The organism is Patescibacteria group bacterium, assembly GCA_041651155.1.
Lineage (GTDB): Bacteria > Patescibacteriota > Patescibacteriia > CAIXNZ01 > CAIXNZ01 > JAPLYF01.
On the sequence record JBAZJU010000001.1, the window covers coordinates 87363 to 102755 of the forward strand.

General features: G+C 41.0%; 10 protein-coding genes. 9 read left to right on the forward strand and 1 reads right to left on the reverse strand.

The window, feature by feature from the left end:
* The first annotated feature begins 93 nt into the window (after positions 1 to 93).
* Positions 94 to 1944, forward strand: a complete 1851-nt coding sequence (locus WC460_00460; protein ID MFA5187817.1) for an ice-binding family protein — start codon at positions 94 to 96, stop codon at positions 1942 to 1944.
* 68 nt (positions 1945 to 2012) lie between these two features.
* On the forward strand, positions 2013 to 2723 hold the full coding sequence (locus tag WC460_00465; protein ID MFA5187818.1) for a class F sortase: 711 nt from the start codon (positions 2013 to 2015) through the stop codon (positions 2721 to 2723).
* A gap of 73 nt (positions 2724 to 2796) precedes the next feature.
* On the opposite strand, the gene WC460_00470 is transcribed toward WC460_00465, so the two are convergent.
* Positions 2797 to 3309: an RNA polymerase sigma factor gene (locus tag WC460_00470; protein ID MFA5187819.1), complete on the reverse strand. Its 513-nt coding sequence runs from the start codon at positions 3307 to 3309 to the stop codon at positions 2797 to 2799.
* A 622-nt stretch (positions 3310 to 3931) separates the two neighbouring features.
* Here WC460_00470 and WC460_00475 point away from each other — a divergent pair.
* The 7 genes from WC460_00475 to WC460_00505 all read left to right on the forward strand — a co-directional run bounded on the left by WC460_00475 (position 3932) and on the right by WC460_00505 (position 15302).
* On the forward strand, positions 3932 to 4441 hold the full coding sequence (locus WC460_00475; protein ID MFA5187820.1) for a class F sortase: 510 nt from the start codon (positions 3932 to 3934) through the stop codon (positions 4439 to 4441).
* 109 nt (positions 4442 to 4550) lie between these two features.
* Positions 4551 to 4904 carry a hypothetical protein gene (locus tag WC460_00480; GenBank protein ID MFA5187821.1) on the forward strand — a complete coding sequence of 118 codons (354 nt, stop codon included), beginning with the start codon at positions 4551 to 4553 and terminating at the stop codon, positions 4902 to 4904.
* Between the two features lie 229 nt (positions 4905 to 5133).
* Positions 5134 to 5475 (forward strand): DUF4870 domain-containing protein, encoded by a 342-nt coding sequence (locus WC460_00485; protein MFA5187822.1) that lies wholly within the window; start codon positions 5134 to 5136, stop codon positions 5473 to 5475.
* A gap of 48 nt (positions 5476 to 5523) precedes the next feature.
* Positions 5524 to 5934 carry a GxxExxY protein gene (locus tag WC460_00490; GenBank protein MFA5187823.1) on the forward strand — a complete coding sequence of 137 codons (411 nt, stop codon included), beginning with the start codon at positions 5524 to 5526 and terminating at the stop codon, positions 5932 to 5934.
* A 32-nt stretch (positions 5935 to 5966) separates the two neighbouring features.
* Complete coding sequence (gene pyk / locus WC460_00495) at positions 5967 to 7424, forward strand: pyruvate kinase (GenBank protein MFA5187824.1); 1458 nt, start codon at positions 5967 to 5969, stop codon at positions 7422 to 7424.
* A 101-nt stretch (positions 7425 to 7525) separates the two neighbouring features.
* A complete protein-coding gene (locus WC460_00500; GenBank protein MFA5187825.1) occupies positions 7526 to 7906 on the forward strand; it encodes a four helix bundle protein in 381 nt (126 codons plus the stop codon).
* Positions 7907 to 8150: 244 nt separating this feature from the next.
* On the forward strand, positions 8151 to 15302 hold the full coding sequence (locus WC460_00505; protein ID MFA5187826.1) for a hypothetical protein: 7152 nt from the start codon (positions 8151 to 8153) through the stop codon (positions 15300 to 15302).
* Positions 15303 to 15393 lie beyond the last annotated feature (91 nt).

The window sequence follows — 15393 nt, forward strand, 5'->3', positions numbered from 1 at the left end:
GCAATAAGAGCTAGAGGTGAAGATGCGGGTTAAAGCGTACAAAGGTCTTAAAAATAATTAATTTTTACATATTTAATTAAGTATTATTTAATTATGAAAAAATTTAAAATGAGTTTAATAGTAACAGTCATTGGTGTCTTGACTGTTTCCTTTGCGCTTGGTCTGAGTGGGCCAATGACTGCGCAGGCAGCAACCTCTCCCTCTTTAGGAGATGCAGCAACTTATGGTGTTTTAGCCGACACTTTTAATTATAATGTTGGGCTGACAACTATTACTGGTGTTGCAGGCACAAGCGTTCTTGGCTATGTTGGGGCATTTCCAGGTGGCGGTGCTTCATTAGTAGTTACTGGTAACACAGAGGTTAATAATGCTGCTAGGACCACGGCAGGCACAGCTCAAAACGCTGCTTTAAATAATGTTGTTGATGGTCTTAATATTCAACCTTGTACATCTATTGGTGCAATTGTTGCTTTAGACGCGATTGATATTGATGGTGCTGGACCTCTTCCTCCTGGAACTTTTACCCCTGGTTGTTATTCCAGTACTGGCACAATGAATATTACTACAGGCACGACAGTAACACTTAGTGGCTCTGGAACTTATATTTTCAGGCCAGCTGGCGCGCTTAATCCAGCAGCCAATTCAACTATTGCATTAGTTGGCGCATCAGCCTGTGATGTTTTTTGGGCTCCAATTGCGGCTACAACTATCGGCGCTAACTCAACTTTCGTAGGAACTGTCATTGATGCTGCCGGTATTACCATCGGTAATACTGTAAATTGGACAGGAAGAGCTTTGGCTTATGGCGGAACAGTTACGGCTGATACAGATACAATTACAGTACCAACCTGCGTAGTTCCGCCTGTACCGGGTGGTTCTGTTTCATACACAGGTACAATTAATGTTGTCAAATTAGTCGTTGGCGGAACCAAGATTGTTGCTGATTTTCCATTGTTTATCAATGGCACTCCAGCTGTTTCTGGTACAACTTATACTTTGCCAGCACAATCTAATATGTATACTATATCTGAAACTATTGATCCTAATTATACTCAAACAATTTCCGGCGATTGTGACTCAAGCGGTGTTACATACCTCCAGCCAGCTGAAGTTCTTTTCTGCATTGTCACTAATACCTTCAAAACAGTGCCTGTAGTTGTCCCGCCTCTAATTGATGTCATTAAAGTCCCTAGTCCTCTAGCTCTGCCAACAGGTTCGGGAGCAGTTACTTATACCTATACTCTTACTAATATTGGCACAGTCCCTGTGTCCAATGTAACCATGGTAGGTGATACTTGCAGTCCAATAACCTTATCTTCCGGCGATGTTAATTCTGATGCCAAACTTGATTTAACTGAAACATGGATATATAAGTGCTCCACTACTCTTACAGAAACTCATACTAATAACGTGGTTGCAACTGGCTGGGCTAATGGCATAAGCGCAACTGATGTTGCCAGTGCTACGGTTGTTGTTGGCTCACCTACAGTGCCCCCATTGATCCACGTGACAAAAGTTCCAAATCCGCTCTCATTGCTGGCCAAAGGTGGAATGGTCACTTATACGGAAAAAATTACTAATCCGGGTACAGTTGCTTTAAGCAATGTTAAGCTCACTGATGATAAGTGCAGTCCGATGGCCTATATTTCTGGCGATACCAATGGTGATTCAAAGCTTGATACCACTGAAACCTGGACTTATACTTGTAGAACCAACTTGACTAAAACTACTACCAATGTTGCTATTGCATCTGGTGAAGCCAATGGCCTGACAGTCAGGGATCTTGCGACTGCTACTGTTGTGGTGGCTGCTTTAGTTCCGGCATTGCCAAATACCGGCTATAATCCAGTAGGAGCTTATTTGGCGGTTTTCATTGTTCTGGCGATTGGAATTCTTGCTGTTTTGAATTATTTTTTCTTTGCGCGAAAAAAACAAACTAGATAATTAAAGATAAATTAGTAAATAAGAGTCAGGCAATAGTTTGTCTGGCTCTTATAGTATGATGAGCAGTTATGGCAAAAATAAAACGAACGAAAAAATCATTAAAAAAATTGAAAAATTTTAAAAGAGGTGCGAAAGGCAGGTCAAAACAAGTTAAAAGAAAAGCAAAAACATTAGGAGCTTTGTCAACGTACGCCAAATTATTTTTTGTCCTTGCTGTCTTTGCCTTTTCACTTGCACTTCTTTTTTATTTGATTCCGAATAGATCAATCCAAAGTAGTTCTGCGCAACCAAATGAAAATGCGGTTGCCCCTCCGAAACAAGAAAAGGCCAGCCCTGGTTTGCCGGTACGTCTTAAAATCCCAAAAATCAAGGTTGATGCTGCTGTTGATTCGGTCGGACTTACGCGTCAGGGAGCAGTTGGAGTGCCAAAGGGACCTTTAACAGTAGCCTGGTTTAATGTCTGGCCGCGTCCTGGAGAAAATGGCAACGCAGTGATTACTGGGCACTATGGCCCTTGGATAACTGGGCAAAGGTCAGTGTTTGATAATATAAATAAATTAGCAAAAGGCGATAAGTTGTATGTTAAAGATGACAAAGGAACAACAATTACTTTTGTGGTGCGGGAAATTAAAACTTACACATTGAAATCAGACGCCTCTGAAGTTTTTATTTCAACTGATGGAAAATCCCATTTAAATCTAATTACTTGCGTTGGCACTTGGAATAAAAAAACAAAGTTGTATTCAAATCGGTTGGTGGTATTTACTGATAGAGAATAATTTAAAACTGAGTAAGATTATTTTAAATAAAAAATCCCGGGTAAAAGCCGGGGTTTTAGTTTGTGTTTTGATATTAAGCAGGATTATATAATAGTTTAAGTTTTTCAAGTCCTCGATGCGCTTGCACAGCTATGTTATTTATTGATTGTCCTGTGATTTGAGATATTTCTTTTAGTGACAAATTTTGCACATACTTCAGACTCATCACCCTTTGATATCTTTTAGTAAGACGCGCAAATAAAAGGAGAGCTGACTGTCCATCTAAAAAATTAAAAAGACGTTGGGAATCGTCAGTGCTTGGTTCAAAACCTTTGGCGCGAAGGACATCAAGTGATGTTGTTTTACGCTTGCGATATTCATCAATAATGAGGTCATTAAGAATATGATAAAGAAAAGCCTTCATTCTGTTAATTGTCCCTCCTTTTATTAAGTAAGACCATGTTTTTGTAAAAGTGGACTGCACCAATTCTTCGCTGATCGCGCTATTGCGCACCTTGAAAAAGGCATATGCATTAAGCTTTTTTGAGTAGTCGTGGTGGGCTGTTGCCAAGACTGCTTGTTGATGTTTTTCCTGTTTTGGGGTCATATGGTCTCATTTAGCCAAGATTGGCCACGTTTAATAACATTTGCATGGTATTTAAGTCAAGCTCTCTTAAAACGGTTATTTAGGCCTTAAGCATAGCACTTAAGGTATTTAATAGATATAGCAAATTGTAATAATAAATGCACTCTAACGGCTATATTTATATAAGAATGATGACCATGTAATCAATGCGTTTAACATTTATTTAAGTTTTAATAAAAATCATATGTATAAAATAATTAAACTACAAAAAATGACGCATAAAGGTCTTTTTTTTAGTTGATTAATAGTCGCACTACTATTTGTCTCGTTTTTCGCGATTAAGAATGCCAAAGCAGAGATAAACAGCCAGTTGGATTTCGGTTCCAGCGGATCAGATGTTGTTGAACTTCAGACATATCTTGCTGCGGATACAGACATTTATCCTTCCGGTCTTGTTACGGGATATTTTGATTCTTATACGGAATCGGCAATACAAAAATTTCAAACCGCGCAAGGAATCGTTTCCTCAGGAACGCCTAAGACAACCGGTTATGGCAGGGTAGGCCCCAAAACATTGGTAAGGATAAATACTCTCATTTATTTAATTCCCATAACCCCAATTCAGAGCAGCCTAGAACCGCTTGTGGACAATAGTGCAATTCTTACAAATTCTGAACAAGCAGGTTCTCGGTTGCCTGTCGCTATTGCAGGCAGGCCAGAGCGTCTTATAATCCCAGGAATAAATGTTGATGCAGCTGTTAAGGAAGTGGGGCTTACTTCTGTTGGAGCAATGGATATGATCAAAAGCTTGAATGATGTAGCATGGTATGAATTGGGGCAGCGCCCGGGGGATAATGGCACTGCTGTTTTTGGCGGACACTATGATGGCAGGAAAAATGGGGAAGTAGCAGTATTTGATAATTTATATAAATTACGACAAGGCGATAAAATATTTGTTGAAGATGATCAGGGGGTGACTACAACTTTCGTAGTGCGTGAAAGCCGAAGGTATGAGTCGCATGCTGACGCTACAGATGTGTTTGTTTCAAATGACGGGAAAGCGCACCTTAACCTTATTGCTTGTGACGGAGTATGGAATAAAGTTGCCAAAAGTTATTCCCAGCGGCTGGTGGTGTTTACTGATAGGGAATAGAAATTGTTATAAAAAAGATCGCCAGGAAATGGGCGGTCTTTTACGTTTAGGTTGACAAAAAATAAAATAGATGCTAAACTAAAAAATCAATAAACAAAGGAGGAAGTAAATGAGAAAAGTAGATATTAATGCCGTCTCTATCTTTTGCGCCATTGAGGAATTAGGGAAATTAAGATTGATCTCAAAGGAGCTTCAGCAAAAATTAATTAAGGCGGCAATAAGGTATCGTGAAAGTAACAAGGGACGAAAAAGGTTTGATTACATTGATTTGCAATCAACCATAAGAGTAACGACATTAGCTTATAGCAGCGCAATCTCCAGGCAGAACCCTTATAAGATTGAAATGCAGGCTATTTCAAAATGCCCGGATGCCGGAGTGTTGGCCGAAATTTTTTTTGAGGAAAAGCCCGAAAGTGAAGATTGGAAAATTTCTATCAGAAGTTGCAGCCAATGGAACGATTAATATCGTTCCTTTTTAATTATGCGAATTTCTGGATTAATGGCAGATGCCCACTTCCTTTGTTAAAAATAATGCGAATAAACTACGAATATTTCTAGACAAAAAATTGTTTAGAAATGGGCAATCTTTTTATTTTTATGGTATAATTATGGCAGTTGAAAGTTAGAAAGTTTATAAAGTTGAAAGATATACTTTATGAACTTTCTACTTTTTAACTTTTAACTAAAATTCTATGACATTGCCAAATGTTAATGACCCTCAGGTCAAAAAAGACATTGAGGAAAACAAATTAATTGCAGCTATCGGTTACATCGGGATTTTGTGTTTAATCCCGTTGCTTCTAAAGCCAAAATCTCAGTTTGCTAAATTTCACGGTAAGCAGGGTTTAATTTTAGTTATCGGAGAATTGATTAATATGATCATAGGAATTGTCCCAGTGATTGGCTGGTTTTTGGCCATGATCGGAGGCATTGCTTTAATTATTTTAAGCATCTTGGGAATTTTAAAATCGCTTAACGGTGAATATTGGGAAATGCCGTATTTGGGAGAATATGCGAAGAAGATTAATATTTGACGGATTAACACGAATTTAAGACGAATTTAAAATAAAAATAAAAAAAATATGGAATTGCTCTATAAAGATTTAAGCTACAGAGTTGTTGGCCTATGTATAGAAATTTATAACACTTACGGCTCTTATCATAAAGAAATAGTTTACCATCGCTTGATAAAAGAGAAATTAGATTTAAATGGTATTGATAATATTTCTGAACCAAAAATTGACTTATATTCACAAGATTCTGGTAAGATTCCTGGTTGTTATGTGCCAGATTTTTTGATTGATAATAAAATTATATTAGAAATAAAAGCAACTAGAGTAAATTGTTTTAGAGATGAAGAGCAATTAATCCATTATTTAAAAGTTAGCAATTATGAGTTGGGGTATTTAATAAATTTTGGTTTAAGAAGTTTATATTTTAAAAGGTTAATATATACTAATGATAAAAAGAAAATCCATACAAAAATTCGTTAAATTTGTTTTAATTAGCGTTAATTAGTATAGCAATGAAGCGTACAAAAATCGTTTGCACCATCGGCCCCAGTTCCAATAGTGAAAAGGTTTTAACCCAGTTAATAAAGGCCGGCATGAATGTCGCCAGGCTTAATTTTTCCCATGGAACATATCCGGAACATTCAAGAATTATTAAGTTAATCCGTAAGTTGAGTAAAAAATTTGATCAGCCAATTACCATACTCCAAGACCTCCAAGGACCAAGGATTCGCGTTGGATTTATTCCTGGCAAAGGTATTTTTTTAAAAACTGGCAAAAAAATTATTTTAACCACTGATTTGCAGGCTAAAACTATTTTGCCAGGGGAGCGTGTGCCTTCAAAAATTCCAGTCACTTATGACAAATTGCATTTGGATGTGAAAAAAGGCGAGCCAATTCTCCTGGCTGACGGAGTTGTAAAGTTGAAGGTTGTAAAGTTGAGCGGTAAGGATATTGAATGCTTAATTTTAAATGATGGGTTTATCAGCTCGCAAAAAGGAATTAATTTGCCTGAAACAAGACTTTCCATTCCGACAATTACAACTAAGGATAAAAAGGATTTAGAGTTTGGCATTAAAAATAATGTTGACATGGTGGCCTTGTCTTTTGTGCGTACTGCCAAAGATGTTCAGGATTTGAAAAATATTATCCGCAAATTGGAAATTAAATTCCAGGGCAAAAAATCTCTGCCTACCCAGATCATTGTGAAAGTTGAAAAAAGGGAAGCAGTGAAAAATTTTAATCAGATTTTAAAAATTACTGATGGCGTGATGGTGGCGCGCGGTGATTTGGGAATTGAAATGCCAGAAGAAGATGTGCCTTTGGCGCAAAAAATGATGATTGAAAAATGTTTGAATGCTGCCAAGCCGGTCATTGTGGCTACGCAAATGTTGGAATCAATGATTCTAAATCCGCGGCCCACGCGGGCTGAAGTTTCAGATGTGGCTAATGCGGTGATTGATCACACTGATGCGGTTATGCTTTCTGGCGAAACAGCCGAAGGTAAGTATCCTATTGAATCTGTAAAGACTATGGCCATAATTTCCGAACGCACTGAAAAATCAAAATATGATGATTTCCAATTCCGTTTTATGTTCAAAGATAAGTTCCATACTGATGATGCCATTTCCTCCAGCGCCAATTCTTTAGCTCGTAATTTAAAAGCCAAGGCAATTTTGGTCGCTTCGTTAACAGGTTATACGGGCCGCATTGTTTCACGCTATCGTCCGGAACTGCCGATTTTAGTCACCACCAATAATGAAAAAGTCAGGCACCAATTAAATTTAAGCTGGGGAGTTGTGCCTTTTGTTTTGCCTAAATGCCAGACGATTGAAGATTTGATAGCCAAGGCTTTGATTTATATAAAAAATAAAAAATTCGTTAAAAGGGGTGATAAAATCATTATTATTGCCGGGTTTCCGCTTGGTAAAAGCGGGAATGTGAATTGGATAAAAATACAGGAAATTAAGTAATTGGTAATTAGTAAATGGTAATTGGTAAATTGTAAAATTCATTTGTTAGTAATTAGTAATTTGTAGTTGGTAAACAGTAAATTGAATAATTATTTATAAATATGAAAATTACAAAGGTTGAGGATTTAAATGTTTGGCAGGAAGCAAGATTGTTTTGTAATGATATTTACGATTTGATTAAAAATTTTCCAGCCGACGAAAAATATAATATAGTTAGGCATTTAAGAGAAAATGCTCGTGGCATTCCGGCAAATATTGCTGAAGGATTTTATAGATATCATTATCAGGATAGTATAAGGTTTTATTTAATCGCCAGAGGTTGTATTGGTGAAATGAAGAGCGATTTATATATTAGTTTGGATAGGGGATATATTACTAAAGAAAAATTTGAAGATTTAAATAATAAAATTGAAAAAATTTTAATAATGTTAAATGGGATGATTAAATCCACCAAAAATCAAATAAAAAACACCAATAACTAGTTACTAATAACCATTTACCAATTACTTTCCCCCAATTTTAGCCCCAAACGGGTTTTTTTTATTTTCAAATCTTATCCACACCTAAAATAATTATTATATTGTATAAATTGTGATATAATAAGGTTAGAAAAATTCAAAAATGATTAATTTATATATTGCGAAAAGAAAGGGAGAATACTTAAAGCAAGATTGTTTTGGGTGTGTTTATATTTTAATTAAATATTCATAAAATAAACTTTAATATATGTATAAGCTCAAAGGAAATATAAGCAAATTTTTAATAAGCAGTTTGCTTCTGGGAATAGCCTTAAGTCCGCCAGGGGTTTTGGCAGCCACAACTATTGGAGCTGATATTACTACAGGTGGCAATTTACAAGTAGATGGAGGGTTGCAGTTTACAAGCGGCGCGGCGAACAATTATATCCTAAGTTCAGATGCGACGGGAAACGCCACCTGGATTTCAGTTGATACTTCATTGGGTACTTCAAATACAGACAGTTTGCCCCAAGGCGCAACTAACCTTTATTACTCTGATGCTGCTGTAGATGCGCGGATCACTTTGCAAAAAGGAGCCTTAAACGGCTTGGCAGAACTTGATGCCGGCGGCAAGGTGCCTTCGGGGCAATTACCAGCTATTGTAATTACTAATGTTTATGTGGTGGCTGACATAACTGCCAGAGACGCTTTAGTTGTTCAGACAGGAGATGTGGCAGTTGTTTTAGATGCTGGAGGAGGCGCAGGTGATTCAAGAACTTATATTTATGATGGTACTGTTTGGCAGGAATTATTAGACCCGACAAATATATATCTTAGCAAAGCAAATAATCTATCAGATTTGACCAATGTTGCCTTAGCGCAAACTAATTTGGGTTTGGGTACAACTGATACGCCGACATTTTCCGGCTTGATTCTTTCTAATTATCTTGATTTTACGCCAGGAGCGCCTCCTGTTTATAGCGAAGGTAGAGTCTTTTATGACAGTACAGATAAAGCTTTAACTTATTATAACGAAGCCTCAGCTGTGTCAGTTAGCCTTGGCCAAGAGGCCATGACCAGGGTTTATAACCAGACGGGCAGCCAAATAAATAATGGCCAGGCGGTTTACATTAACGGAGCAAATGGAGACGTGCCGACCGTTGCTCTGGCCAAAGCGGATAGCATTATTACTTCCAATGTCGTTGGTATCACAACCATGAATATCCCTGATGGCAGTTATGGCTATATTACTTTTTTTGGCTTAATACATGGCTTAAATACTGCAATATATTCCAGCGGAGATGAACTTTTTCTCTCAGATACCGTAGCCGGCGGATTTACGGCCACACGTCCCAACCAACCGAATATTAGCGTTCCTCTTGGCTTCATTGTTAAACCAGGCGCGGGAAATGGCATAGTTTTAGCAGAAATTAGTGCATATAAACACGGAGCGCTTGAAGTAGGTACGGTCGCTTTTGGCGCAGCAAACGGCTTAATAATGGGTGATCCAAATAATTTATTCTGGGATAATGCCACCAAGCGTCTGGGTATTGGCACTAATATCCCTAATTATACTTTAGACGTAGCCGGTGATATTAAAGCTGGTGATGGTTCTCTGGTTTTACTTGGCTCTCAAACAAATCCTGATCCAGCTGGAATTAACGGCGCCATGTATTATAATACCTCAACTGACAAATTCCGCTGTTTTGAAAATAGCGTTTGGAAAGATTGCGCTGATCCCAGCACTATGCATACGCTTCAGTCTGTCTATGACAATGGCGCAACCATTACAACAGCCGGGGCTGTAGATATTGGCTTCACATTATCATCAGGTAATTTCACTGTTTCAGGCGCAGGCTCGGTTGACTTAACGCCGACAGCGGCTTCCAGTTTTACTTCTGGAGATGCTCTAACACTAACAGCTGGCGCTGCCTCTACCTGGGGAACATCTACTGGGAATTTAAACCTGCAGGTAGCCGGTGCTGGTGCGACAGCTAATGTGCAAATAGGCGCGGGAGTTGCTTCAGCTACGCCTGATTTGCTTGTTTTAGATCTTGGTAGCGCTGAACCAGCTGGCAGCGCAGGCAGCATTTATTATAACTCCGGTACAAATAAATTTCGTTGTTATGAAAATGGGGTCTGGGTTAATTGTATTTCAGCTTCAGGCAGCGCAGTCCTTTCCGGCATTACTGCCGCAACAGCAGGAAATAGCATAAATAATGGCGATAATGCCCAGGTATGGAATTGGTCATTGACCTCTTTGAATAAGATTGGGTTAAAAATCAGTGAAAATAGTGCTTCAACCGCAACTGGTACTCCTGCACTGATGGAAGCAAAAACCTTAGCCACTTCTACGGCTACACCCTTGCGCGTAATTAACCAAGGAACAGGGCCAAGTTTTATTGTTGAAAATGCAGACAGTGATGCTACTCCTACTTTATATATTGAACCTGCCGGTGCATTACCTATCGTTCACACAGGCCATGTGGCTATTGGCAGTAATTTTTTTGATCCAACTGCCCCTGAAAAATTAAAAGTAGATTCTGGAACTGAAGATTCTTTTAATATCATCAGCGCTGCCGGTGATCTAAATAATTATTTGCAGATTAATGTTACAAATAGGAATGCTGGTAACGATGCTTCTTCTGATTTGGTTGCTACGGCAGATAATGGCGATGAAAGTAATTATTATGTGGATTTAGGTATTAATTCATCTGGCTATAGTAATCCTGCTTATTCAATTGGCGGTCCAGATGACTCTTATCTTTTAGCTCAAGGCGGGTTGGGAGCTGGCGGGAACTTGTCAGTTGGGACAGCTACAACTGGCACAGTTATAAAATTCCATACAGGCGGTTCAACAGCGGCTGATGAAAAGATGAGGATTGAGGATAGCGGAAATGTGGGTATCGGCACGACTTCGTTAAATGCAAGATTAGATCTGTCGCCTGCTACAGCTGATGCTTTAAGAATTGAGCCGTATGGCGCAGTTGCCGGTAATACTGGCAATTTGGAATTAATGGAACTGGCAGCTAATGGTTCTAATTATGTGGGCTTTAAAGCGCCTGACAGTATTGCCGCAAATGTGGCCTGGACATTGCCAAACGCTGATGGCACACCGAGCCAGGTTTTATCAACCGATGGGTTGGGGACATTGTCATGGTCCAGCGGCGCAACCAATTATTGGCAAAGAGTAGGGACTACTTTATCGCCCGCAACTGCCGGTGATGATGTTACGACTACTGGAAATATTTCCACTACCGGTGTTGGAACAATTACTTCAGCTGGTCTATTAACCGGCAGTTTAGGCTCAACCATATCTGGCGCAGCAATTAGTTTAAATGATAATAGCAATTTTAATACCACTATAAATACAGGCACTTCAACCGGAACAGTAACAATAGGCAGCGCCAATGCCGGAGCAATTCAAATAATCAGCGGTGCAGGTTTAACTTTAACCGGAGGAGCTGCTTCAAATATTAACACTACAGCAAGCGATCTTAGCTTTCAGCCGGCTGGGATAGGCACAACAGCCAATGTGCAAATCGGTGTTGGTCAGCCAGGTTCGACTACTCCGGATCTTTTGGGGTTAGATGTCAAAAGTACGGCAGGAGATCCTGCTTCTGGCGCAGATGGCGCAATGTATTATAATGAAAATTCAAATAAATTCCGTTGCCATGTAAACGGAGTATGGGCTGATTGTGATACCACCGGTGGCACGGTTACTTTACAATCCGCTTACAATAGTGGCGCTACAATTACCACTGCAGGTGCAGTTGATCTGGCCTTTACCTTAACCTCTGGCAATTTTACTGCTGCCGGGGCTGGTTCGGTCAATTTAACGCCCACGGGTGCTTCCAGTTTTACTTCTGGCGGAGCCTTAACCTTGACTGGCGGCGCTGCTTCAACCTGGTCAACCAGCTCTGGAGCTTTGACTTTGACTTCAGCAATAGCCGCTACTTGGGGAACCACAGCCGGAGATTTACAATTACAAGTAGCTGGCAGCGGTACAACAGCTAATATAAAAGTCGGCGCTGGTGGCGCTGGTTCAGCAACACCTGACTTATTTGCCCTGGACGTGAAATCAAGCGCAGGTGATCCGGCTGGCTATAATGGCGCCATGTATTATAATCAATCGTCTAATGTTTTCCGTTGTTATGAAGCAGGCGGCTGGAAAGATTGCGGCGCAACAGGAACAGGAGCCGCGACTTTGCAACAGTCATATAATGCCGGGTCAACAATTACTACGGCAGGCGCAGTTGATCTGGCTCTAACTTTAACATCAGGCAATTTCACTGCCACGGGCGCTGGTTCAGTTAATTTAACCCCAACGGGCGCCTCAAGCTTTACTTCCGGCGGAGCCTTAACTTTGACTGGCGGCGCAGCTTCTACCTGGGGCACCTCAGCTGGCAATTTAGCTTTGCAGGTCGCAGGAACCGGGACAACTGCCAACGTACAAATAGGCGCTGGCGGTGCTGGTTCAACTACCCCTGATCTTTTGGCAATTGATGTAAAATCAGACGCTGGTGATCCCGCAGGATTTAACGGGGCTATCTATTACAATGCCAATGGTAACCGATTTCGTTGTTATGAAAATGGAGCCTGGAAAGATTGCGATGCAGGCGTGGTGGCTTCTTTGCAGACAGCATATAATAACGGAGGAACTATAATAACAAATGGCAGCCCAATTGCTTTTACTTTGACTTCTGGTGATTTCACTGCTACAGGCGCAGGCGCAGTAAATTTAACTCCGACCAGCGCTTCCAGTTTTACTTCAGGAGGCGCTTTAGCATTGACCGGTGGCGCTGCCTCAACCTGGGGTACAAGCGCGGGAAATTTATCTTTGCAGTCAGCTGGCACTGGCACATCTGCTAATATTCAGATCGGCGCAGGCGGAGCAGGTTCAACTACGCCTGACAGCTTGGTGCTAGATATTAAGTCAGATGCCGGCGACCCGGCAGGCACAAACGGAGCCATGTATTATAATGCTAATACAAATAAATTTAGATGTTATGTAAATGGCGCTTGGCTTGACTGCGATATGAGATCAATCGGCACTGCCAAAGGAGACTTAATAGCTTATACGGCAAGCAATACTCCTGTTAGATTGCCAGTCGGCGGAACAAATGGTTTTATGTTAATGGTTGATTCAACCCAGGCAACAGGTATGAGATGGGGCGCTAATTTACCGACAGCTAATTCCATTGATTTTACTGAATTGAAAGACGCTATGACTGTTGATGCCAATACTTCAATAAATTTAGCCGGCAAAAATTTAACAATAAACGATCTTACTGGCGGCGGCGCATTAAGCATGTCCACTAATGCTGCTGCTTTGACTTTAACTGCCGGTGCGGCTTCAACCTGGTCAACCACAGCCGGCGCATTAACAATAAATTCAGGGACAACAACTCCTGCTGCTTTGAATTTAGGCAGTGCGGGAACAAATGCAGTAGCAATAGGCAATGCGGGCAGTACTTTTGCCCTGACTTCCAGCGGCGGTTTAAATGTCTCAACTGGCGGCGCTTTAACAGGGGTGGCTTCACTTGATACGATTAGTACTTCAGCTACAGCATTAACTTTTGCAGGCGCTGGTTCTGTTTCACCAGGTGGCGCAAACAATTTAACGCTGGGTTCTACCAATACCACCTCAACTACAAACATCCAATCAGGAACAGGCAATATAAATTTAATGCCCGCAACTGCCGGCACAACCGCCAATGTACAAATTGGCGGGGGCGGGGCAGGTTCCGCCACCCCAGATCTTTTAGCTCTGGATGTAAAATCTACCGCAGGTGACCCGGCCGGATTTAATGGAGCCATGTATTACAATGCCAGCGCAAACAAATTTAAATGTTATGAAAATAGCGCCTGGAAAGACTGTGATACTGCTGGGACGCAAACATTGCAAGCGGCCTATAATGGTGGTGCCACGATTACCACTTCAGGCGGCAGTGCTATTACCTTTACTACGCCAATAGGCTCAAATAATGCAGGCTTAGTTATAAATCAAAATAATTCAACTAATAATCCTGTTGCCTTACAGATAACTAATGCCGGCACGGGCAATGATATTACCGCGACTAATTGGTCTGTGACTAAAGCAGGTAATCTTTCTACCAGCGGGAATATTACTACAACCGGTTCTGGCATAATTACTTCAGCGTCAACCTTGACTGCGTCAAATGGCTTTACCATGACAACAGGAGCCTTAGGTTTGACAGCGACATCTGGTTCAATCGGGTTGAGCGGTCTTACTACCACTTCAATTGTAAATACGGGCGCATTGACTTTAACCGGCGGAGCCGCTTCAACTTTATCAACAACGGCAGGCAATTTAACCCTGCAGGCGGGTTCAGGCACAGTCAGTTTAGGAACTTCTACAAATTTAACAGCTGGAGGAGCGCTGACCATTGATTCAAATACCACTAGCGCACTTAATCTGGGGACTGGCGCAAATGCCAAGACAATCACGATGGGCAATAATACAGGCGCGACAAGTTTAGCTCTCAAGGCTGGAACAGGCAGCATATTAATGTCTGGACAGGCAACAGGCACATCCGCAACATTCATGGGCGTGCCGGTTAAAACAGACGCTGGTGATCCTACGACAACTCAAATAAACGGCGCAATGTATTATAATTCAAATTCCAACAAATTCCGCTGTTTTGAAAACAGCGTCTGGAAAGATTGCGATACGTCAGGAACGACGACTTTACAGCAAGCGTATAACGCGGGCGCAACTATTACTACCGCAGGCGCAACTGATTTGGCTTTAACCCTGGCCTCTGGCAATTTTACGGCAAGTGGAGCCGGATCTGTTAATTTAACGCCGACAGGTGCCTCAAGCTTTACTTCAGGCGGCGCTTTAACACTGACTGGCGGAGCTGCTTCTACCTGGTCAACTAGCGCTGGCAATTTAACTTTGCAAGCAGGTTCTGGCACTGTGAGTTTAGGAACTTCTACAAATTTAACAGCTGGAGGAGCACTGACTATTGATTCAAACACGACTAGCGCTCTCAATTTCGGCACGGGCGCTAATGCCAAGACAATCACTATCGGTAATTCAACTACTACAACAGCTTTAATATTAGATGCAGGCACGGGTGGTGTTAAAATTGGCGATAGTACTGCCACGGCAATAACTAATCATTATTCAGCAACAGCTGCCTTAGATTTTGGTTCAATTGATGGAGTTTGCACTTCACTAACGATTACAGTGACGGGCGCAGCAGCCGGAGATACAGCGATTGCAACTCCGACACCTGTTGCAGGCGGGATTGAAACTGGCACTGATTCAGTTTGGAATACCTATGTTTCAGCGGCTAATACTGTTACTGTTCGAGCCTGTGACACAAATCCCGCAGGTGGCGGCTTTAATGCTGCTTCTCAAACTTGGCGCGTAGATGTCTGGAAACATTAATTAAAAATTAATGCCGCGAAGCGGCAGGCTGTCAGACTTGGACAAGGCCAGGTTTAGGCAGGATAATTAAAAATTAAAAAATTAAAAACAC